Annotated in this window: 9 protein-coding genes; 5 read left to right on the forward strand and 4 right to left on the reverse strand. The window is 61.0% G+C overall.

Features of this window, described 5'->3' with window-relative positions:
- Window positions 1-487 precede the first annotated feature (487 nt).
- A complete protein-coding gene (locus EYV96_RS18710) occupies window positions 488-11,386 on the forward strand; it encodes an autotransporter-associated beta strand repeat-containing protein (RefSeq protein ID WP_165488575.1) in 10,899 nt (3,632 codons plus the stop codon).
- Between the two features lie 51 nt (window positions 11,387-11,437).
- Here EYV96_RS18710 and EYV96_RS04010 read toward each other — a convergent pair whose 3' ends face one another.
- Entirely contained in the window at window positions 11,438-13,102 is a 1,665-nt protein-coding gene (locus tag EYV96_RS04010) for a DUF4231 domain-containing protein (protein WP_131150196.1), read from the reverse strand.
- Between the two features lie 213 nt (window positions 13,103-13,315).
- Between EYV96_RS04010 and EYV96_RS04015 the strand changes: the two genes are divergently transcribed.
- Together EYV96_RS04015 and EYV96_RS04020 are read left to right on the forward strand one after the other, a co-directional pair.
- The gene (locus EYV96_RS04015; protein ID WP_131150197.1) at window positions 13,316-15,487 is read left to right on the forward strand and encodes a TIR domain-containing protein; all 2,172 of its coding nucleotides are present in this window, start codon (window positions 13,316-13,318) and stop codon (window positions 15,485-15,487) included.
- Between the two features lie 75 nt (window positions 15,488-15,562).
- A complete protein-coding gene (locus tag EYV96_RS04020; protein WP_131150198.1) occupies window positions 15,563-16,018 on the forward strand; it encodes a hypothetical protein in 456 nt (151 codons plus the stop codon).
- A 26-nt stretch (window positions 16,019-16,044) separates the two neighbouring features.
- Here the strand turns inward: EYV96_RS04020 and EYV96_RS04025 are convergent, their stop codons facing one another.
- Together EYV96_RS04025 and EYV96_RS04030 are read right to left on the reverse strand one after the other, a co-directional pair.
- Entirely contained in the window at window positions 16,045-16,947 is a 903-nt protein-coding gene (locus EYV96_RS04025; protein ID WP_131150199.1) for a polyphosphate kinase 2 family protein, read from the reverse strand.
- 572 nt (window positions 16,948-17,519) lie between these two features.
- Entirely contained in the window at window positions 17,520-17,750 is a 231-nt protein-coding gene (locus EYV96_RS04030) for a hypothetical protein (RefSeq protein ID WP_131150200.1), read from the reverse strand.
- 525 nt (window positions 17,751-18,275) lie between these two features.
- On the opposite strand from EYV96_RS04030, the gene EYV96_RS04035 reads away from it, so the two are divergent.
- Both EYV96_RS04035 and EYV96_RS04040 read left to right on the forward strand, forming a co-directional pair.
- A complete protein-coding gene (locus EYV96_RS04035; RefSeq protein ID WP_240732335.1) occupies window positions 18,276-19,520 on the forward strand; it encodes a tyrosine-type recombinase/integrase in 1,245 nt (414 codons plus the stop codon).
- Window positions 19,521-19,592: 72 nt separating this feature from the next.
- Window positions 19,593-21,674 carry an NACHT domain-containing protein gene (locus EYV96_RS04040; protein WP_131150201.1) on the forward strand — a complete coding sequence of 694 codons (2,082 nt, stop codon included), beginning with the start codon at window positions 19,593-19,595 and terminating at the stop codon, window positions 21,672-21,674.
- 74 nt (window positions 21,675-21,748) lie between these two features.
- Here EYV96_RS04040 and EYV96_RS04045 read toward each other — a convergent pair whose 3' ends face one another.
- Window positions 21,749-24,697 carry a DEAD/DEAH box helicase gene (locus EYV96_RS04045; RefSeq protein WP_131150202.1) on the reverse strand — a complete coding sequence of 983 codons (2,949 nt, stop codon included), beginning with the start codon at window positions 24,695-24,697 and terminating at the stop codon, window positions 21,749-21,751.
- Window positions 24,698-24,803: the final 106 nt, after the last annotated feature.

Here is a 24,803-nt window from a genome sequence, read left to right on the forward strand (position 1 = left end):
ATGAATTCTCGAGAAGGTAATGTGAACTTCATTCACTTTTTGGCCATGACCTTACGCACACCTTACGAGAGCAAGAACTTTCGTATCATCCCTGAAACAGGGGGCGTCACCTCGCCCATATCCGAAGCGTTGGCCTCAGGCTGATGCTCGCACCGCTGCACGCGCGCATGGAAAGCAGCAGCGGTGGAGTCGGGAGATGAAAGTGCGAAACACAGTGACTCGTCGTAACGCCAACGTTTCCTACCCAAGTGACGCGTCAAAGCCGGACGCCACTTCCCGTTTCGCAAATCACGAGCACCTCCTGGCACCCCAAGCCACCGCACCGCCGCACGTGTTTCCTTAGCGCTCCCCGCGCGCTCCCACTGACGCGCGCGCCGCATCGACTGCGGATCCCCGTTTAGCGCTCTCGCATGCCTATCGCCCTCGGATAGCCCTTCGGCTACCCGGCACATCGCTTTGTTCTCAAAAATCTTGACAGGGAAAATTCATGAATCGCGTATTCCGCATTGTCTGGTCGCGCGCGTCCAATGCCTGGGTGGTTGCTTCTGAGTTGACGGAACGATGTGGCAAGGGTCGCGGTCGCGCCGGTGCTTCGGTCGACGAGCGCGCCGGATCGCGCTCGTCGGCGCATGCGTGGAGTTTGCGGATGGCCGTGCTTGCAGCACTGGTGTCGGCCTACGCGCCAGGCGCGCATGCAGCGGATCGCTACTGGGACGTCAATGGAGGGCAGGCGGGCAGCGGTGGCACCGGTACGTGGAATACCTCGACGCAATACTGGAACGCCGCCAACGATGGTGTCGCAGGCCCGTTCTACGCTTGGGACAACACGGCGCTCGACAGTGCGGTGTTCGCTGGCACAGCGGGTACGGTCACGCTCGGTGCACCGATCACGGCCAATAAGCTGACCTTCAACACCGCCGGCTATATCTTCAACGGCGGCACGCTGACATTGGCCGGCGCAACGCCGACGATTGTCGGTACGGCCACGATCAACTCGGTGATCGCCGGTACGGCCGGACTCACCAAGACCTCGGGCGGCACCCTTGCCCTGGGTGGGGTCAACACCTTCAGCGGTGGCATCAACCTGACGGGCGGCAGTATTTCCGTCACGAATGATGCAGCACTGGGCGTGGCCGGCAACGGCGTCACGATGGCCGCCGGCACAGGTCTGGCCGCGAGTGGCGGTCAGCTTGCGTCAACGCGCCTGGTGACACTTACCGGCGGAACAGTCAGCCTGGCCGGCAATGGTGTTGGCTACGCTCGCTTCAGTGGCGTCGGCAACGTCAACGCTGGCAGCGGCGTCACGATGGGCAATGCCGCCAGCGATTTCGATGGCATTGTCAACTTCTACACCGGTGGTACTTACGGGTTTCTTTCGGTCGGCAACATCGGTGAAGCCAGTGCTCTTGGCGCACCCTCCACGGCGGCCAATGGCCTCGTCGTGGTGCAGGCGGGTGGCGGTCTTGGCGGCACGTTGAATTACGGTGGTTCGGGCAATTCATCGAATCGCGACTGGCGCTTCGCGAATACTTCCAGTGGCGGCACCGCTTTCCGCAACATCGGCACGGGCGCGCTGACCCTGACCGGCAACATCGCCTTGACCAACACCTGGCTGCTCAGTCACAGCTTCCAGTCCGTGTCGGCCGACATGAACCTGCTGGGTGTAATCAGCAGCACGTCGGACAGGACGATCGTTTACACCGGTGGTGCAGGGCGCAACATCACGCTCGGCAGTGCCAATACGTACACCGGCGCGTCCAACGTCAATGCCATCACTGTGTATGCGCCGGTGTTGGCGGATGTCGGCGTTGCCAGTTCCTTCGGTACGGGCACGGCAGGCACGCTGAACCTCGTCAATGGCACGCTACGTTACACCGGTGGTGCCACGTCGTCCAACCATGGGATGACGACAGACGGTGCCAGCACTCTGGCCAATGACGGCTCCGGATCGCTCACGCTGAGCGGCGATATCGCGTATGTCGTCGGCGGCACGGATACGCTGACGCTGGGTGGCAGTTACATCGGCACGAACACGTTGAGCGGTGCCATCACGGGGACAGGTAACAGCAACCTCGTGATGAACGGCAGCGGCAACTGGTTGCTGAGTGGCGCGAATACGTTCAGCGGTACAACGACGGTGCAGTCCGGCACGCTTACGGCTGGCAGCACGTCAGCGTTTGGCCAGTCGAAGGGATTGGTTGTCAACGGCGGCACCCTGGACATCAATAATTTCGATATCGCGGCGCCATCGCTTGCCGGAACGGGCGGAACCGTCGCTCTGGGCAGCGGCACGCTCACGCTCAATGCCGCCACGGGAAGTACGGTCTATGGCGGCAACATCGCCGGCACCGGCGGCTTGACCAAGCTCGGCGCCGGCACACAAACGCTCACTGGCACCAATGCGTACACGGGCACCACATCGATCGGCGGCGGAACGCTCGCGCTGGATTTCACGGCCATAGGTGCGCCTGCTAGCAACATCATCCATAGCAGTTCTTCGCTCAACCTTGCCGGCGGCACGCTGTCGATCAAGGGCGGAACCGGCACCAGCGGTCAGACCTTCAACGGGCTGGACGTCACCGCGGGCAGTAACCGCATCAGCGCGACGGCCGGTACCGGCGGCACCCTTGCAACAAACCTCGGTGCGATCAACCGCACGGGTGGACTCGTCGACTTCGCCTTCAATGCCGGCAGCACCATCTTGACGACGCATGCCGACGGCGCATTGGGTGGCTGGGCAACCGTCAATGGCACCGACTACGCCCAGGTGAGTGGCGGGGTCATCAGTGCGTTCACGTCGTATGCCAACAAAGACGATGCGAGCCAGTGGCAGAACGGCGACATCGTCAGCGATGAAGGTGGCAATCCCAATACGCCTTACTTCGGTACAGTCAATGGCAATGTCGCGCTCGGCGGTCTGAAAGTTGCTGCCGCAGCCGGTTCGACGGTGACCGTCGGCGCCGCCAACACGCTCAGCGTGGATGGCAGCATTATCGTGTCGCCTTCCGCCGGTACGGCTTCGCAAACGATTCAGAACGGGTCCATCACCGGTGGCGCTGGTGGCAGCCCGCTGGGCGTGCTGCAGAATAGCGGCGGCACGTTCACCATCAATTCGAAGATCGTCGACAACGGCGGAGCCACCAGCTTCATCTCCGGTGGTTCGGGTACGGGCGTGGTGGCATTGACTGGTAGTAACACCTACACGGGTGCCACGACGATCAGTGGCGGCACGCTCAATATCACCAGCGTCGCCAACGGAGGCATCGCCAGCTCGATCGGCGCATCCACCGCCGCGTCCTCGAACCTCGTGCTGGAAAATGGCCGCCTGTATTACCAGGGGCCGAATGCCACAACCGATCGCGGCTTCACGCTCGTCAACGGGGGGCCGTCGCGCACGATCCAGGTGTACGGCACCGCCAATCTCACCTTTGGCGGCGTGGTGACAAGTCCTGACGATGCCGGGTTCATCAAGACGGGTGGCGGCACGTTGACACTCGCCAACGCGAATAATGACTTTACCGGCGTGGTCACCGTCAGCGACGGCGTGCTGTCGGTGGGCACGCTGGCCAATGGCGGTATGGCCAGCGGTATCGGTGCAGGCACCAGCGATGCGGCCAACCTCATCCTGCAAACGGGCGGCAGTCTGCAGTACACCGGTGGCACTGTCTCGACCGATCGCGGATTCACGCTGGCGTCTGGCGCGGGTCGCGTCGATGTGTCTCAGGCGGGAACGACATTGACCGACAGCGGCACGGTGATCGGTGCGGGCACGCTCAACAAGGATGGTGACGGCATCCTCGTGTTGTCAGGCACCAATACATACACCGGTGGCAATACCGTCAACGCGGGCACGCTGCGCGCCGGTTCCAACCAGGCCTTTGGTGGCGCGGCGAACGGCGCCGGTGCGGGGCGCATGACCGTCAATGCCGGCGCAACACTGGATCTGGCAGGCAACAAGGTCTGGGTGGGTGGCCTGCAAGGCGCGGGTAACGTCACGCTCGGTGCGGGCACGTTGCAGATCAACAACAGCGGTACGTTCACCGGTGCCATCAGTGGCACGGGCGGCGTGCAGCTGAGCGCGGGATCGCAAACCTTCAATGGTTGCGGCAGCAGTTACACCGGCGGCACGACGATCACTTCGTCGACCCTCTCCACGGATTGCCTTGCGAATGGCGGGCAGGCCAGCGGCATCGGCGCGTCAGGCAGCGCACCGGCGAACCTGACCATGAGTGGCGCCACGCTCATCTATACCGGCACAGACGTCTCAACGGATCGTGGCATACAGCTGCAGACCACCAGCAGCTTGAACGTCAGCAACGCCAGCACGACACTTGGCATCGGCGGTACGGTCCAGGGGGCCGGGGCGCTGCAGAAGCAGGGGCCGGGCACCCTGGTGCTCGGCGGCGCCAACACCTATTCGGGTGGTACCTATATTCGCGGCGGCATCGTTCGGGCGGGAGCAACCAACGCGATTGGTACGGGACTGCTGTCGCTGGACAACACCGCTGGTGTACTCCTCGATCTGAACCACTTCGATATTAGTGCCCTGTACATCAATGGCGGCGGCGCGAACGGTGGCAACATCGATCTCACTGACCGGACCCTCACCATCAGCAACGGTGCCAGCAGCGGCGCGTCGGCCAATCTGGGTGGCGTGATCAGCGGAACGGGCAGTGTGGTCAAGAATGGCAATGCCATTCAGTACTTCTCCAATGCGGGTAGCACCTATACCGGAACGACCACCATCACCGGCGGCCAGTTGCAGGTTGCCAAGCTATCCAATGGTGGCCAGGCCAGCTCCATCGGCGCATCGGGCAACGCGGCGAGCAACCTTGTACTCAATGGCGGCACGCTTACCTATCTGGGGACCGGCGACCTGACCGATCGTCTGATGACGCTGGGTTCGTCGCTCAACAGCGCGCTGGACGCGTCCGGTACTGGCGCCGTGGCGTTCACCAACACAGGTGCACTCACTTTCAGCAGCGCCAACGCGGCGCAGCGCGTCACGCTGACAGGCACCAATACCGACGACAACAGTCTGGCCCTGCAGCTTTCCGACAACGGTACGGGCAAGACCGCGCTGAACAAGACGGGTACGGGCACGTGGATTCTGCGCAATGCCGCCAGCACCTATACCGGTGTCACCACCATTTCCGGTGGCGTGCTGGGTGTCGACAAACTCAGCGACGGCGGGCAGGTGAGCAGTATCGGCCAGTCGTCCAATGCAGCCGCGAATCTGATCATCGGCAACGGCGCCACGTTGCGTTACACCGGTGCGGGTGACACGACCGACCGACTGTTCACGCTCTCCGTCGGCACCAGTGTGATCGAGTCGTCCGGGTCGGGCGCCGTGGTTTTCAGCAACACCAGTTCGGCAGCCTCTTCCGGCAGCGGCGCGCGCACCTTGAGTCTCGGCGGCAGCAACGGCGACCTCAACATCATGGGCGGCACCATCATCAACGGTACCGGCGGCCTCACCACGCTGGCGAAGAACGACAACGGCAAGTGGGCGTTGACCGGAACCAATACATACACGGGAAACACGGTCATCAATGGCGGCATCCTGCAGCTGGGTGCGGGAGGAACGACAGGATCGATTGCCAGCGGCACCATCATCGTCGCGGACGGCACGCTCGCCTTCGATCGTTCCAACGCCATGACGATTGACGGCACCATTTCCGGTGCCGGCAACGTCGTCCAGCAAGGTGCGGGCACGATGACGCTCACCGCCGCCAACGTCTACACCGGCGGCACTACGATCAACGGTGGCACGCTGCAATTGGGTAATAACGGTGCCAGCGGCAGCATACTTGGCGATGTCGTCGATAACGGTACGTTTGCCTTCAACCGTTCGGACGTCTATACGTTCGGTGGCCTGATCTCCGGCACGGGTGGTGTCACCCAGGCGGGCAGTGGCACCACGGTGCTCAACGGAGCCCATGCGTATCTGGGCGCGACGCTTGTGCAGAACGGTACGTTGCTCATCAATGGCGACCAGTCAGCCGCGACCGGTGCGACCACGGTCCAGAGCGGCGCCACACTGGGCGGCAAGGGCACGATTGGCGGCAGCGTGATCGTTGCGAGCAACGGCAGCCTGAATCCGGGTGATGCAGGCGCAGCCGGTACGCTGACCATCAACGGCTCGCTGGCATTGAATGCGGGCTCGCAACTGAACTATCAGTTCGGCCAGGCCAACGTGGTGGGTGGGCCGCTGAACGACCTGACCATCGTCCATGGCAACCTCAGCCTCGATGGCACGCTCAATGTCTCTACCACGCCCGGAGGCAGCTTCGGCCCCGGCTTGTACCGCATCATCAGCTATGACGGGACGCTGTCGGGCAACGGCCTCTCGCTGGGCACCACGCCCGGTGGTACGTATCAGGTGCAGACGTCGATCGGCGGGCAGGTGAACCTCCTCAGTTCGAGCGGCCTGACGCTGAATTTCTGGGACGGTCCCAACGGCCACGCCAACAACACCATCAATGGCGGAACTGGTGTGTGGCACAGCTCTGCGGGCAACGACAACTGGACCGATCAGGCGGGTCAGTACAACGCGCCTTACACCGACGGCGAGTTCGCTATTTTCGCCGGCGCGGCGGGTACGGTGACGGTCGACAACAGCCTCGGCAATGTCACCAGTTCAGGCATGCAGTTTGCGGTGGACGGCTACAGGATCGACGGCGGCACGCTGGGCCTGACTGGCGCGCAGAACACCATCCGAGTTGGCGACGGCACGTCCGCCGGCGCGGGCATGACCGCCGCGATCGATAGCGTGCTGTCCGGTGCTGGCGGTGTCGTCAAGGATGATTTCGGCACGCTTGTGCTGACTGGCAACAACACCTATGGCGGGGGGACGGCGATCAACGGCGGTACGCTGCAGATCTCGTCGGATGGCAATCTGGGTCTGGCAAGCGGCGGCCTGAGCTTCGACGGTGGCACGCTGCGCAACACCGGTCCCGGTCTGACCACCAGCGTGCGCACGGTAACCATCAACCAGGGCGGTGCCAACTTTGAAACGCAGGCGGACTTGTCCCAGCTGGGCAATATCGTCGGTTCGGGCGGACTGACGAAAAGTGGTAACGGTACGCTGCTGCTGGCAGGCGTGAATAGCTACCTCGGCGGCACCACCATCAACGGCGGGCGCATCGTTGTCTCCAGCGATGCGAATCTCGGCAGTGCCAGCGGTGGACTCACGTTCAACAACGGCATCCTGCAGAATCTCGCTGCCTTCGTCTCGGGCCGGGACGTCGTACTGAATGGCCCGGGTGGCCGGTTCCAGACCGATGCCGACCTGACGCTCGCAGGCAGGATCATCGGCAACGGCGCCCTGACCAAGGACGGCGGCGCGGCCCTGATTCTCGATGCCGATAACAGCTATGCGGGTGGCACGTCGATCGTGGCCGGCACCTTGCAACTCGGCAATGGTGGGACCACTGGCTCCGTCATTGGCGACATCGCGAACAACGGCGCACTGGTCTTCAACCGCTCCAACACGCTCACCTTTGGTGGGCTGATCTCGGGCAGCGGTTCACTGGTGCAGCAGGGTAGCGGTACGACGGTGCTGAGCGGCAGCAACACGTACGCAGGCACCACAACGGTGAATGCGGGCAGCCTCATCATCAACGGCAATCAGGCCGGTGCTAGCGGTACGACCCAGGTGAACAACGGTGGCACCCTCGGCGGCACGGGCGTGATCGGCGGCGATGTCGCACTGGATGACGGGGCTACCTTGAGTCCCGGCGATGTTGGCAACGTGCCGGGCACGCTCACGATCAAGGGCAACCTTGGCATGAGCGACACGAGCAAGCTCGCGGTGAACCTGGGCCAGGCCAATGTCGTGGGCGGCCCTCTGAACGATCTGGTGAAGGTGGAAGGCGACCTTACGCTCGACGGCGAGCTATTTGTCGACGTGAGTTCGGGTGGCAGCTTCGACCCGGGCATCTATCGCATCATCGGTTACAGCGGCTCGCTTGCTGATAACGGCATGTCGATCGGCTCGGTGCCGACGCCTGATTACTTTCTGCAGACATCCATCGACCATCAGGTCAACCTGGTCAACACCAACGGCCTGGACGTGAACTTCTGGGATGGCAATGGCGGTCGTGGCGACGGCAACGTGCTCGGCGGTGATGGCGTCTGGCAGAACGCCGCGGGCAACGACAACTGGACCATAACGGACGGCTCAATCAACGCGCCTTACAAGGACAACGCCTTCGCCATATTCGCCGGTACGGGCGGCACGGTGTCCGTTGATGACAGCCTTGGCGCCATCAGCAGTGGCGGCATGCAGTTTGCCGTTGATGGCTATCGGGTCGAAGGCGCCGAGATCAACCTGGGCACGCCGGCCGCCATTCTTCGCGTGGGCGATGGCACGACAGACGGTGCCGGCATGACGGCAACGGTGGCGTCGGTGCTCACCGGCAACAGCGCCGTCACCAAGACCGACCTTGGCACGTTGATCCTTGAAGGCGACAACAGCTACGTTGGCGGCACCACGATTCGCGATGGTGTGCTGCAGCTGGGCAACGGTGGCAACACGGGTTCGGTCATCGGCAATATCGCCAACAACGCGACACTCGCCTTCGATCGCAGTGACAACAGCAACTTCAACGGCGTGATTTCCGGCAGCGGTGCATTGGTGCAGAAGGGCACCGGCACGCTCGTGCTCACCGGCGATAACATCTACACGGGCGACACCACCGTGTCTTCTGGCACGCTGCTGGTCAATGGCAATCAATCGGTGTCGACGGGCGCGACGCTCGTCCAGAGCGGCGCCACGCTTGGCGGCAACGGCACCATCGGTGGCCACGTCACCATTGCCGACGGCGGTACGCTCAGTCCCGGCGCATCGGCAGGTACGCTCACCATCAATGGCAACGTGGTGCTGTCGGGTAATGCCTTACTCGACTACCAATTCGGCCAGGCGGGCACGCCCGGAGGTCCGTACAACGACCTGACGGTGGTGCACGGTGACCTGACTCTCGGCGGCACGCTCAACGTGACCACCTCGCCGGGCGGCACCTTTGGTGCCGGCGTCTACCGCATCTTCAGCTACGACGGCGCACTGATCGACAACGGGCTCAGTCTGGGCTCGATGCCCACGACGGATGCCTTTGTGCAGACATCCATCGCCCACCAGGTGAATCTGGTCAACACATCGGGTCTCACGTTGAGCTTCTGGGATGGTCCGGGACATGCGAACAACGGCGGCATCGAAGGCGGCACCGGCACCTGGCGCCTGACGGACAACGATTACTGGACCGATGCTTCCGGTTCGATCAACGCCTCGTACAGCAATAGCGCGTTCGCTGTCTTCGGAGGTACGGCGGGCGTCGTGACGGTGGACAATCACAACGGTCAGGTCAGTGCATCCGGCATGCAGTTCCAGACAGACGGCTATCGTGTGACGGGCGATGCGGTGGATCTGGCAGGCGGTGCGTCCACTATCCGCGTGGGTGATGGCACGGCACTCGGTGCGACCATGACTGCGACGATTGATGCGACACTGAGCGGGGCGGGCATGCTGGTGAAGGACGATCTGGGCACTCTGGTGCTCAGCGGTGCCAACACCTATAGCGGCGGCACGTCCGTGCATGCGGGTACTTTGCAGGTATCGGGTGACGGAAACCTCGGCGCTGCGGCGGGCGATCTTTCCATCGACGATGGCACCCTGCGCACGACTGCCAGCTTCCAGAGTGACCGCAACATCGGTCTGGGCGGCGCGGCAACGATCAGCACAGATGACGGCACCGCCTTGACGATTAGCCAGGGAATCGGTGGTACCGGTAGCCTGACCAAGAGCGGCGCAGGCGAACTCGTACTCGGCGGCGCTTCGACGTATGCCGGCACCACGACGGTGGCCGAAGGCAAACTTACCGCCGGTGCGGCAAATGTTTTCAACCAGGGCTCGGCGTTCACGGTCCTCCGTGGCGGCATTCTGAACCTGGACGGTCACGCGCAGACCGTTGCCGGATTGAATCACGCGGGCACCGTGCAGTTCGGCACGACGCCGGGCACGACGCTGACGGTGCAGGGCAACTACACCGGCCAGGGCGGCACCTTGCTGCTCAACACGGTTCTCGGTGGCGACTCGTCGACGACCGACAAGCTCGTCGTCACCGGCGATACCGCGGGCAACTCGAACATTCGCGTCAACAACGTCGGCGGCGGCGGCGCGCAAACCGCGCAGGGCATCAAGCTGATCGAAGTGCAGGGCGCCTCCAGCGGTACGTTCGCGCTGCAAGGCGACTACGTGTTCCAGGGCGACCAGGCGGTTGTCGCGGGTGCGTACTCGTACCGTCTGTACAAGGGCAGCAGCGATGCCACCGACGGCAACTGGTATCTGCGCTCCGCGTTGACCCATGGCCCGACTGATCCCACCGACCCGACGGACCCGGTCGATCCGCCGCTGTATCAGCCGGGTGTGCCGCTGTACGAGGCCTATGCCGGCATCCTGCAACAGATCAACTCGCTGGGCACCTTGTTCCAGCGCACCGGTGATCGCCTGTGGGCGGGTTCGGAGAAGGCCAGCGACGGCGGCATGACGCCGGGCGAAGGCCTGTGGATGCGTGTCGAAGGCGGCGATCAGACCTTCAAGCCCAACAGTTCCACCAGCGCGACCCGCTATGACATCTCCAGCTGGAGGGCCGAGGCAGGCATCGACACGACGATGAGCGAAGGCGAAGATGGAAAACTCGTTGGCGGCGCTACGCTGCAGTACGGTCGATATCACTCCAACGCACGTTCCGTGTACGGCCAGGGTCGCCTCAAGTCGGATGGCTATGGCGTGGGTCTGAGCCTGACCTGGTATGGCAGCAACGGTGTATACGTCGATAGCCAGGCGCGCTGGACGCGCTTCGACACCGACCTGCAATCCACCACGCTCACCAGGCTGCTGGAAGATGGCAGCAAGGCCAACGGCTACGCCGTCGGCGTCGAAGTGGGCCAGCGCATCGCGCTGAGCGATCGGTGGTCGATCATTCCGCAGGCGCAGCTGAGCTACGGCAAGGCGAGCTTCGACAGCTTCGATGACGCCTTCGGTGCGCATGTGTCGCAAAAGCAGGGCAACGCCACGGTGGCTCGTGCCGGTGCCGTATTCGACTACCAGAGCTCGCATGTTGGCACGGGTGGTACCGTGGCCACTCATGTCTACGCGATCGCGAACCTGTATCACAACTTCGGCGATGGAGCCCGCGTCAACGTGGCCGGCACCGACTTCACCACGCGCAATGAGCGACTGTGGGGCGGCTTCGGCCTGGGCACGGCGATGGATTGGGCGGGTGGTCGCTATTCGGTGTTCGGCGAAGTGCAGGCGTCCACAAGCATGAAGCACTTCGGCGATTCGCATGCGCTCAACGGTACGCTGGGTTTCCGAATGAAGTGGTAATGGCGTGAGCAAAGCCGGGCAGGGCGAAGCCTTGCCCGGTTCCCGCGCCTTTCAGAACTTGCTGTGCTCCACCTGCCGCTCGCGATGCATCAGGGTCCACTCTGCATGCTCGGTGAGAGCAGCATCGCCCAGCGAACGAAGGATGTCCCGGCGCTCGCCGGGATCGCGCGTTCGATCAATGGCGGCCCGTGCGCCTTTGAAGATGCGCTCCATGAAACGGTACTGACGAATCAGCTCCTTGTCGGCCTTGCGGTAGGCGTAAGCCTCGCGTACAGCGGCGATGATCGACAGCATCGCCATGGCCATGACGAGCATGGTCTTGGTTGTTTCAGGCAGACGTAGCGCAAAAATGGCCAGGAACGCACTGATGGCGACGCCCGCCCAGAGGCTGATCAGGCCGATCGTCTCCGTGATGTGGTGCAGGCCGCTGCTCTCAAGTGTTTTGCGTTCGAAGTAATGCAGCTGGCCGGATTTTCCTGATTCGCCCACCCATTCGTTGATGACCGCATCGAGCGCTTCGGGTGTTGGGCGCGATGGAGGGTGCAGTCCCATCGCGCGCATGACGTTGCGTATCCAGCCCAGTTCGATGTTCTGCTTCTGCAGGAAATTGTCGTGCGCAAACTCGTGGTCGGTGCTCTTGGAGATGCCGGCCTTGCGCCAGTAAGACTGGATGCGAAGACCCTCGGCCAGCGCGCGATAGTCGAGGTATTTGCGATGCCACTCGCGGCGTCGCGCGAGGATGGCCACGATGCCGCCTATCGCGAAAAGCAAAAGGAACAGGTAGATCATGCTGTTCTGCGCCTGCAGGTGCGCATAGAACGTAAAGGCGATGCCCATCAGCGCAGCCAGCGTGAAGGTGACCCTCAGGGCCATCAGCACACGCTTCTGGAAATGAAGCGCCAACCAGTCCGCGAAATGAAACAACTCCTCGACCGGCTCGGTCGCGTGACGGCCGCACGTTTCCTCGACGGTGTCGCGGTACTTTTCGCAGTCGTCGTTGAAGGCCACCATGTGCCGGAACATCAGATGGAAGTCTGCCGGCATGTCGGCGAGTGATGACGCTTCGTTGCCGGTTAGCCACCGGGCCTCCAAAGGGGCCACACCCTGGGCGATGGGTTGCTCGGCATCTACGCGCGAGCAGGCGATGTGATAGAGCAGATGCTCGTCGCCGCCACCCAGGACATGCCGTGCCTGACGATGGTGCTCGATGATGCCGGGCAGGGTGCCATGCAAGTAGTACTTCACAATCTGCCCGGTGCCGCCAAGACGCCCCGAATCGTTGCCATCCCAGATGGCCACCATGATGTGGGAGTGGCTGGCGATGAAGACGCCGGCTTTGGCGTACTGACGGTCACGCGCTTCGCCGGCTGTCTGCAGGGCTTCGCGCGACTGGCTTTTCAGCAATGGCAGGCGGATGGTGTCGGCCCTATCGCATAGGGCGCTGAAGGTATCCCTGACATCCGGATCCTTGAAATCCTCGGCGTACATCTCCTTGGGTAGCGGCAACGGCACCACCAGACGGGCCCCTGCCGCCAACGCTTCGGCGGCAAAGAGCTGGTCGCCGCCTTCGGCCAGCGAAGACATCGCTACTAGCGACAGGCCTGGAAACTCGTGTGTGAGGTAGGCGAAAAGCTCGCGCACGCGCGCCCGAATGGGCTCGATTTCGTCAGCGGAAAGGTTACGGTGGCTGGTGACGCCAATAACCAAGGGGGTCATGGAGGTCTCCGCAGGGGTCGGCCCGGAGGCTGGCCACCCCCCATGCCTTCCCGGGCGCCTTGCCGTCTCCTGGACAGACTAGCACTCAAAGTGTGATATACATCACATAATTAGCCCGTCCCGGCTCGGGGTCAGCCAGGGCGGCATTCCTTATGCCGGGCGGAAGCCCGTGCGGAGGAAAGCGGACCACCAGCCGGGGGAGGGCTGGATGTGATGCCAAGCGCGGCCCCATCCACGCCGGCGCCGGACTTCCGGTACCGCGCGTTCATCAGCTACAGCCACCACGATGCCGCGTGGGCCGAATGGCTGCACAAAGCCCTGGAAACTTACCGCATCCCTTCGCGGCTGGTGGGATCGATCACATCGGCGGGGAAGGTGCCCCGGCGCCTGACACCTGTTTTTCGCGACCGTGACGAACTGGCATCGGCGACCGATCTGTCGGGGAAGGTCAATGAAGCACTGGCCGAATCCGCCAACCTAATCGTGATCTGTTCGCCGCATTCGGCGAATTCGCGATGGGTGGAAGAGGAGGTCCAGGCATTTCGTCGCCTGCGACATCCCGACCGCATCTTTTGCCTGTTGGTAGAGGGTGAGCCACAGGCCGAGGAGTGTTTCGTGCCGGCCTTGCGACCCGGACGCAACCACAGGGCCGAACCCATCGCAGCCGACGCGCGCAAAGACAAGGACGGCAAGCGCAACGCCAAGCTCAAGTTGATCGCGGGCATGCTGGATGTCAGCTACGACAGCTTGCGTCAGCGCGAACTCCAGCGCCGCATCCGGCGCTTGACGGCGATCGCCGCCGCGGCGCTGTTCGTCATGGCCGTTACCACGCTGCTGGCGATTGCAGCGTTGTTTGCCCGGCATTCGGCCGTCGTCGCACGCGCCGATGCAGAGCGACGCCAACGCCAGGCCGAAACCCTGGTCGACTTCATGCTTGGCGATCTTGCCGAAAAGCTCGATCAGGTTCGCCGCCTCGACATCATGGAAGACGTCGATACCAAGGCGATGCAGTACTTCGCTTCGATGCCCAACACGGATGTCACGGACCAGGTGCTTGCACAGCGGGCGAAGGTGCTCGAGCGCATTGGCAGCGTGCGCCAGTCACAAGGTCATCTGACGGATGCGATCGCCTCGTTCCAGGCCTCGTCCAAACTGGCGAAGTTGCTCAGCATGCGAGCACCCAACGACACGGATCGCGAGCTGCAGTATGCGCGCACGTTGTCCTACATCGGCCAGGCGCGCTGGTTTCAGGGTGAGCTCGATCAGGCGCGCAAGGCCTTCGATGAAGCACGGATGGTCCTGACACGCGCCGGCCGGCAGAAGCCGCTCGACCTCGAGCTGCTGTTTGAGCTTGAGATGGTGGAGAACAACATCGGCCACGTGCTCGAAGCCGAAGGGCGCCTCGACGAAGCGATGGCCGCTTATCGCAGCGCGCTGCAGTTGTCTGGGCAATTGGTCGCGGCCGATCCCGAGCGTGCCGAATGGGTGGTCGAGCTCGGCGGCGCGCACAACAACCTGGGCAAGCTGGCCTTGCTCGATGGCGACCTGATCACGGCCGTCGCCGAATACAGCGCCGATGACGCCATCGAATCCCGGCTCTCAGCGAAGCACCCGGAGGACAACGGCCAGCGCGAATCCATGCTCACGGTGCGCGCCATTCTCGGCCGCACCCTGGCGCTGGCCGGATCGCACGAGGCGGGTGCGCAGATGCTGCGCCAGTCGGTCGACATGGCCAACACCTTGATGACCTCCAATCCCCAGAACAACGACTTCCGCGAGAACCACGCGCGCTACGCCACGCAACTGGCGCGCCTGGAGCGCCTGGCAGGACATCAGGCCGTCGCGGCCGGGCTCACGGGACCCGCGCTGGACATACTCGAGGCACTTGCCCGCCAGAATGCGAGCAATGCGCGGCTTCAGCGTGAACTTGCCGAGGCACGCCTGGAGTCCGCGGCGCAACAGCTAAAGGCGGGCAAGACGGCCGAGGCACGAGCACAGGCGCAAGCGGCGTCCGACACGCTGGAGCCCTTGCTCGCGACTCAACCCAACGACCGCGCCATCCTGCTCGCCGCTTTGACATCACGGCTCTTGCTGGCCGCCACGTCCACGCGACCGGACGAAGCACGAAGACACTACGTTGCCGTCAACGCCGCCGTCCTTGCGCAAACCAGCGGGCGGGGCGATCCGCGCATGCGCGCCCTGCAAGTGGAGGCGCTGCTCAAGCTGGGTCGCAAGACCGACGTGGAGCCCACCATTCACCACCTTTGGGAAAGCGGTTTCCGCGATCCCGCCTTTCTGGAGGCACTCGCGCGAGCCCAGATCAACTACCCCGTGAATACCGCATTCCGCAAGCACCTGCTCGCGGACAACGTGGTGGCGCATTGATCCGGACGAGCGGGGCAGAGCACGAGACGAGCAGGGAAGTCACCCGTTCATTCCACCATCACCTGGAGAACAGCCATGCAGTCCCGCGAAGCCAAGCAAATCGTCATCGACGTCGAACTCCACCACGACTACAAGCATCCCGATGCGAAAGGCCATGACGACCTCAACATGCTCGTCATCAACCAGGGCAAGCATCATCACAGCTTCGCCAAGTGCGGGACCAACGACGGACCGCACACCATTACCTGGCGCCTGACGGGCAATGCCAGCGAAGGCGAGTTCTGTGGCCTGGACGAGAAAGACAATCCCGGCTTTTGCTGGCTGATTCGCCAGCCGAACGGGAAGGTGTTTCAAAAGCTCCGCGTCAACGACAAGACCATCAGCATCGAAAACCACCATCACCATCAGGACACTGAAGGCCACTGGCACTACCAGCTTTTTGCGCGGGTGAACGGACAGGTTTACGGCGTGCCGCTGACGTTTGCTTGCGGGTTTGCGATGAGCACGAATCCGTCGATCAAGAACACCTGAGTGCAGCCAGCGCCTCGCCAAGGTCGTTACTTTTCAGCTTCAAGCTCAGTGCGCGCCACGGCGAGGCGCTTCTTCTGATCCGACGTGATTTTCGGGTAATCGAGATCGAGCTTGGCCACCGCCTCGACGATGGCCGCGGCAACGACAAGCCGCGTAAACCATTTATTGTCGGCAGGAACCACATACCAGGGTGCTGCTTTGGATGCGGTGGCACGAATCGCTGATTCGTACGCTTCCATGTAATCGTCCCAGTACTGACGCTCCTTGACGTCGGACGCCGAGAACTTCCAGTGCTTCTCGGGTTTGTCGAGGCGCTTCATGAAGCGCTTTTTCTGCTCATCACGCGATACATTCAAATAGAACTTCAGGATCACCACACCCTGGCGACTCAGGTAATCCTCGAAACCGGCAATATCGGAAAGACGCTCGCGCCAGATGTCATCGCTGACAACCGAGGAGGGCAGGTTCTGCGCCTTGAGCAACTCCTGATGTACGCGAACGACGAGTACGTCTTCGTAATAGGAACGGTTGAAGATGCCTATGTGTCCGCGCCTGGGCGTTTTCGAGTGATACCGCCAGAGGAAGTCGTGAGCAAGCTCCTCGGATGATGGCTGCTTGAATGACTGAACGCTGCAACCCTGAGGATTCACGCCGGACATAACGTGCTTGATGGTGCCGTCCTTGCCCGCCGCGTCCATGGCCTGGAACACCAGTAATACGGACCAGGAACTTTGTGCATAAAGCACATCCTGTTCCAGGGCCAGCCATTCCGATCCACGCTCCAGGAGCTCGACGGCATCGTCCTTGTCCATCTTCAATCCCTGGGTGTCGCCCGGATCAAAGTCCTTCAGGCGGAAGCCTTTGCCATCGACCACGCGAAAAGGTTTGGTATACCGCCGGAGGGTTTCCAGCATTTCTTTGCGTTGCATGGAGATGCTCCTGCAGACGAACGTGGACCGGCAGCGACACCAGGCGCGTTCTTGAACCAGGCGCGCCGGCGCTGAGCGACATGCTCCCAAGAGAACTTCACTCTACAAACTGACCGAGTTCAAGGTCGCAAAACTACTTAGGCCCGGTTACGTGGTGGCACGATCAGGCGACTACAGATGGGCAAGTGAAAGCTCGACTCGAGTCAGAGCGCAGGAGCCACGCCGGGGGGGCTAAGGAGCAAGGCCAGCTGTTGGGGGAATGGGAGAAGGCAGGACTCTGGGGTGTGGTCTGCGGCTGGCCAGATAGGCCTATTTCGTATTTGACATAATATACATTATGCGCAATTAAGGATGGCGGTTCTCAGGGTCACGGTTGTCGCCATCCTCTTAATTCCGTCGTTTGTCCGCTAATCGTGTCATCTCCGCTTATTCGGTCATCCTTTGACACCGCGCTACTTTCCTACGCGGTTGCGCCGGTTGCCGGTGGAATCGGCAAGACCAACTAACAGAGTTCCGCAGGAAAAGGATTCAGGCGGACCAACTCCTGCTGGAGCGTCGCCGAACCGCAATGGTCATTTTTTCTTGGGCATGTCGTGTACGAGCTGATGCAGGCTTTTGCCAGTGCGCTCACGGACGGTCTCGAGTTTGGCATCCGATCGAATGCCTGCGGCAAACCCCTCGCCGTACTCGCGCCGCAAGGTGGCCACCTTGGTGTCGCCCCGTTTCTGGCGGATTTCACCGGCCTTCGGTGGGTTTTGGTCGCGGGTACGGCCATCCAGTCCGCGCGGTAGCTTGGTCGCCATGCATCGCTCCTTAGATAGAGTGGTTTTTGTCGCAGCCCAGGCAGCGCCGATACGCGCCCCAGCGCCCGTGGCGTTCGCGGCCTAACAGGCAATCACATACATAGCACGTGTCCGTGCGGCCTTGTCGCCAGCGGAGCAGCCGAACCATTTGAACAAGGTAATACAGCGCACTGGCACCCACGCCAAGCGCTACAAGGATAGCCGGCAGATTGGGCCAGGCCGGTGCGCCGCCCACGGCTACCGGCAGATCCGACAAGACCTTGGCCGGTACGGCCACCAGTAGCGCGGCCATTAGCGGCACCACACTCGGCATCAATAGACGGGCGCACATCCGAGATACGTACGACATCCGAGCTTTCTCCCCGTAAGTTCGCCGGGATCGTGGCGGATTTCGATCTCAAATCTCGCGACAACCCAACACCGTCGATGAGTCCGTATGCAATGGCTGGATGCGATCGATAGTCTTTGGTCGCTGTGGCCGATCGAGGCGCCATCAGGATTGCGCGGCGAGTCATGGGTTCGCGCATGAAGATATTGCCACAACCCATTGAAAATAAGAAATATATTGCATTATTTAAAATAGCCAATAATGGCACTTATTCGCTATCATGGGTTGTCGCCGCCGCCTGGCGCGCCCCGGGGATGCCCGTCATGACCGAGCCAACCACCCTTCCCCTTCGCGTCGTCGATGCGCTGCAGGAGCTGACCGCGGTGCCGGCGATCGCGCCCGACATTCATGCACCACGCCCGGCGATGGCCGCTTCGGTCGAGGCCGTGCTCGAGCGACTTGCCAGCTGGTCCGCGGACTTCGCCGAAGGCAGCGCACCGGCGACGGTAAAAGCGGTCCGCTCGGACTGGACGCAGTACCTGGCGTGGTGTGAAACGAGCAGGGCCACTCCCCTGCCCGCCTCCGTCGAGCAACTCGAAGCGTTCTTGTCGGCCGCCATCGACAAGGGGCGCAAGCGCGCCACGGTGGATCGCTATCTGTATACCGTCGGTCTGGTGCATGTCGCCGCGGGTTTGCCGAGTCCGTCTAAGGATCCAGATTGGCCGGTCAAATGGAAGAAACTGATTCGGCGCCTCAAGACCACCGGTGGCCATGCCCGCAAGCAAGCCGGCGAACTGGATAGCGCCGGCATCCAGACCATCCTCGTCTCGCTGGGTGACAGCCCCCGCGATCTGCGCGATGCGGCGTTACTGTCAATCGCCTCGGACACCTTGTGTCGCGAGTCGGAGCTGGTCGCCATTTGCGTCGAGCACCTGCATCACAACCGCCGACGTAACGCCTGGTCCCTGCATGTGCCGTTCTCCAAGACCAACCAAGACGGCGCGGCGCCGGACTATCGGTTTGTGAGCCAGGAGACAATGGCACGGGTGCGCGCGTGGCAAGCGGCGTCCGGCATCGACGAGGGTGCCCTCTTCCGATCCACCGGCGGGCGGCCGAAGGCCGGCGGTCATTCCGAAGATGCGTTGCTACCCCAAGAGGTGGCGCGGATCTTCCGGCGGCGAGCCAAAGCGGCCGGCTTGGAAAATGCGGCGAGCATCAGTGGGCATTCCGCGCGAATTGGCTCCGCTAACGACCTGGCCGAGCACGGGGCAACGGGAACGCAAATTCAGCAAGCGGGCGGCTGGAAAACGGACCGCATGGTGACCTGCTACACCCGTCGATCTCAGGCCGGCTCGGGGGCGATGGCGGCTCTTCGCGCGATGCGTAAGGACGGAATGCTGCCACATGACTCCCCCTCACCCTCGGTGGAAGAAGAGAAGTAGCGCTCTCAGATTGTATGATCGGTCTAGTGCGAGATAGGGACTATAGGGGCTCGCCGGTTAACGAGGGGAACCATGGATATATCCGTTGACCTGCTGCCACAGGCAGCCAGGATTGTGAAGTACGTAACAACCCAGCCGCTCTGGGTGCTCATTACGGAGGCGACAGTCATATTGGGGACTGCCGCCAAATGGGTGAAGCCTATCGCTCGCTTTGTTGAATGGGCTCATGGTCGGAGAGCCATCGCTATCGCGGAATCACTGAAGCGGATGACTCATGTCGCCAGCTTTAACGATGCAGAGATTCGCGAAGCAGTTCAACAATACATTACCCCGGACGCCTCCAACGTCGACCCTACCGATGACGATGATCTTCGTGATTTCGCCTCCGTTCGCGAAGGCATCTTCGCGGTGGTGGAGCGCGCACTATCCGCTGGCAGCAGTGCGCGCCTCCTCATTCTGGCCGATTCAGGCATGGGGAAAACTACGCTGCTGTTGAATATCTTTGCACGCGAGCTCAAAAAGCCTGCCAAGCGTCGTCGAGAGATGGCATTAGTGCCACTTGGCAGAGCGGATGCCGACGAGCAAATCAAGGCGGTTACCGATAAGCGCAACACTATCCTGCTTCTGGATGCCCTTGATGAGGACACGCAAGCCATTGACGATCACAAGTTGCGCCTGCAACAGATCATGGGACTGTCGGCGGATTTCAAATCAGTCATCATGACATGCCGAACGCAGTTCTTCGCCAATGACAAGACTATCCCAACCACCTCTGGCGTGGCGCGAGTTGGCCCTAAGAAGGCAGGAACACAGGGATCCCAACATTTTCAACGAATGTATCTGCTGCCCTTTACTCCGCGGCAGATTGATGAGTACCTGCGGACAATCACGCCTTGGTATGGGTTGCGAAAGCGCCGCCGAGCTCACCATCTAGTTGCCCGCATCCCTGAGTTGACTGTTCGCCCGATGCTGCTTGGCTTGTTGCCAGACTTACTCAGGCGAGAGGATGAATTCAGCGAACTCTGGGACCTCTACCATTTCATGGTGGACAGCTGGCTGATGCGTGAAAGCCACTGGATCGAACCCCAAGAGCTATTGGGAGTTTCAAAAAAAGTGGCCGTCGATATATACCTAAATCGATACGCCCGGCGGTCGGAGCGGTTGTCGTTGGACGATCTCGCTGTCCTGCTCGAAAGAAGTTCTTCGAGCATCGAGACCTGGAAGCTCACTGGTCGCTCACTTCTCAATCGCGACTCGGCTGGAAACTACAAATTCGCTCATCGAAGCATCATGGAGTTCTTGTTCGTTGCCGCACTCGTCGGTGGCAGTGACGAATGTGCTTCTGTGATGTGGACTGACATGATGCGTGACCTATTCTTGAGCTGGGGTCGCAGCGCCAGCGACGAGGCCAGTCTTGCAAGGGCTCAGTGCTTGCTTGAGCAAATTGGCCTGTCAGACACCGGTATTTTCCCCATTGTCGAGACATACGAACCTGCCACACGCATTGAGGCGCAGTGGGTACGCCGAGCGGTGGGGCGGTCGACAGACATGCGGGCAAAAGCAGGCATTCCGACAGCCTGGCGGAAATGGACGAGCCGCGTGATCGAGCGTCAAAATGTCGTGCGTGCGTACGAGTTTTCAGAGGGGTTGGTTTGGCAGTGCGTGGACATGCGGACAACGCCAGATCCGGAAGTGTTTCGCGTCCATCGAAAAGAGGATCAGTACCTGGATCGAAAGCACTGTGAATGGACGCGCCCCACCTTGGCGGAATTCTATTCATTGACCCAAGTGCTAGTCGCACATGATGCCTTCCCGCTACATGAAGATGATCTCTATTGGCTCCGAGACGAAGACACACAGAACCTGGCCATGGCGCGATTGCGGCGAACAGGCAAAGAGCCAGCCGCCGTTGCCGAGTTTCGTGATGGTGCCCGTCTTATCGTTGCCAACGTCGCCAGCATCACGGAAGACTGGGCGTTGGATGTTTACGCGGTACCGAAGGTTCAAGGGCGAGCGCAAGGGCGGCAGCACTACCCTGTCGCGACAATGGCGCTTCAGGTCGTCGTGTGGCGTGGGCGTGCAGAGGATCGCTGGACCACAGAAGCCCGCGATCCTGACTGGAGCATGAGGAACCAGGCAAGCAGGTCACGGTGATTGACTATAAGCTGCTACGGATCGGGTCAGTTCGCTCAACTAGCAGGCGCTTCACTCAATTAAAACCTCATGAGTCAGTGACTAACAGTCCAGATTAACTTCGCCTGCTGTGCCGCCACGCCATCATTCGCGGCCGCCATTATCTGCTTCACATTGATCACCTCATCATCCCTGTTTAGGGCGGCCGCCGATAACCCTGGCTGCACGGCAAAAATTGTCAACTCGACATCGATGGGCTCAATCTGCTGTATTAGATCTATTGTCTCGTCACGATCGCCGACAAGGAATGTCGAGAAGCCTCCGCCGGCGCGGGGCGCGGTACGGCGCGTAATGTGCCGCTCCAACTGTTCTCGATTTAGAAAGCGGACAGACTTAACGGCTTGGCCTGCAAGTTCATAAACGTCATCAACACGCCCGGCGGACGGCACACCGCCAGCTCCTTTGCAGTGATGTAATTCGATCAGTAGTCGCCCATTGGCGAGCAGTCGACCAAGTATAAAGTCCGCAGCCTCGCCGCTTCGATGGTCGAATATTAGAAATGTCGGTTGCGAAGCGAGCAGCTGGTCTTGAAGGAATCGCTGTACGGTTTGCCGAGCTGGATTCGCCGTGTCGAATTCAACTTGAATGTCGCAGCCATTCCAGTCTCTGGGTGCGAGTGCGTCTTCCCGAAGAATCGCGCGGCCGAGCGTGCGAGTGAGGGTTCCCTCACTAAAACTGGATAGATCCTTCGTAAAAAACGTAAGTGGATCAGCCTCAAGCCAATCTGCAATCGGCGTGTACTCGTGCTCCCGACTCTCAACATAAAGCTCCGCGCCTGCGTCGCGTATCGTTGTGAAGTAACTTGGAGATATTGAGGGCGAGAACGTTAGTCGGCAGCTCCAGTTTTCGTATACCAGATCGACCGACAGGCAGGCCTGGTCCGGCGAGACATCAACAACTTGCAGTCCGCAGTCAAGCAGATTCACGACTATATGATCATCGCCACGTTGCCAGCGAGCTCGAGGTCCGACGCGATATGTATCAATACCCCAATCAGCACTGCACGTATCCACCGGAATCAGCTCAAGAGGCTCGCCTACAGGCAGTCGGTCCAAGCCCGACCTGCCAATCACTAATTGCTCCGCGGTGATGCGGTTATGCAGCGAAACCATCCAGCGCAGAACTTTATCGATCGAATCTTTGCCGTTTGACCATGCTCTTCCTCCGGCACTCGCTCCAATCAGCTCTTGGCTACCATTCTGATCGTAACCACGTCCATAGAAATGGCCTTGTGTATACGTTGCAGCGTCGTTATCTCGAATGTTTCGATCGGTTTGCGCCCCTGCAAGAATTCGGTAGGACTCGGTAGATCGAACCGGTGAGGTGCTTCTCATCCCAACGCTAAAGAACTCTTGCCCCTGCAATCCGTTGAGAACTCGGCGTGCCTGGTGAAATCCTAACTTCTTTGCTTCGCCATCAAGATAGTGTTCCACTAGGTCAGAGTACGACCTGGCTGATCGCAAAGTGGCGGCGACGAACAATAGCTCTGACTCAGGGAAGTAGCGAAGCAAGTAACATTCGTGAGTTATATCGACCAGATCTTCTGTCGCACACCAAGCAGGGGGCTGAAGGCTCCTTGTTAAGAGAATGCAGGCCAGTTCGTCGTTCGTGCGCCAACTCATGACGACGCGCTGCGAAGCTATAACGCCCGGGAGATCGCGGAGATCGGGGGCAAAGCCAGCCTTGTACATGGCCACGTGGAAAGGTAAGCGGAGAATACTGGGCGATATTGCTTCGTAATTTGAAGCTAGTTCGACTACAGGCTCAAAGTCGCGCAGAACCTCTCGCTCCTCAATGAGCTGATGCTGGCGAGCATCAGCTATATCAGCCAACATGATCGACCAGTCGACCCCTTCGCGGAAAAGTTCGTTGCTTTCGGAGCGGAGATCGCTCGGGGCGGCCAAGAATGTTGCGGCTCCGGTGCCTTGATCGTTTGTTCGTGCAAAGCGCCCAATAAACTGGAGAGTCGGCACGAGTGTTCGGTGGGCGGCATGGAGCACGGCAATTTTGAACTTTGGAAAATCATAACCCTCGCCAAACATGTCGACGCACACTACACCGTCGAGTTCGCCGGATAGAAGTCTTTGCTCAATGCCGCTAATGTTCCTGCGTGTGAGGTGGCTTGACACAGCCTCAACCCGGACGCCCGCTGCCCGATACTGCTCGGCCAATACTTTCGCTTTCTGAATAGCATCCGTACGTATAAGTAAGCGGTGATCAAGCTGCGCATCGCGATCCCTCCGGTACACCTGCACTGCTGCCGCGATCAAGGCGGAATCGACTGCGTTCCGGTTGGCACCCTCCTCCACCGGGACGGAAATGAAATCGACGCGACTGAACGCGTTCTCTGCGACTGCCTTTCGGAGTGGATAGTAGAAAATGAGTTTGCCCGGGAGGCTAAGCCGATCTCGACGGAACGGCGTTGCCGAGAGCAAAACATGGCGCGCGCGCAGGTGCGCTAGGAGGGCTGCCCATGTTGCAGCCGGGGAATGGTGACCCTCATCGACCAGCACTAAGTCAAAGAAGTCCGAGGGCGGAGGATTCACGCCTCTCACTGCGGGACTTACAAGATTCGGGGTTGCGACCACGACATCTGCATGTGCCAGGGCATCCCAGTCGCTGGCATCATTCATGCGAGCTTCCAGGGCAACTACCGTTGGTCGCTGGGGAAGCGCATTTTGATCGATAAGCCCTCGACTAAAGAGAACATCGAGCGCTCGGAATGCCTTTGTTGCTTGATTTCGAAGCGCATTGGTCGGTACTACAACCAAAACTCTTCGGGCTTTGAGCATGAAGCAAGCCCCCATCATCACCGAGGTCTTTCCATAGCCCGTCGGAAGTGAGGCAATTGCACCCTCTTCACTCGTCATGAAGTGAGCAGCTATGGCGTATAGCGCCCCCACCTGGCCTGGTCGCAGTCCTGTATTGGGGCTGGACGAAGTGCGTATAGTGAAGGCGTCGGCATGCGTATTAAAGAAATCCATATCACTCCACCTTGCATCCAACCTCGGTGCTCGATTCAGCGAGTCGGGTAGACTCCGGGAGAGCTTCGGTTGATGTTGTTAAAATGCAGCTTGGGCGAAACACGGC

Source organism: Dyella terrae, from assembly GCF_004322705.1.
Lineage (GTDB): Bacteria > Pseudomonadota > Gammaproteobacteria > Xanthomonadales > Rhodanobacteraceae > Dyella_D > Dyella_D terrae.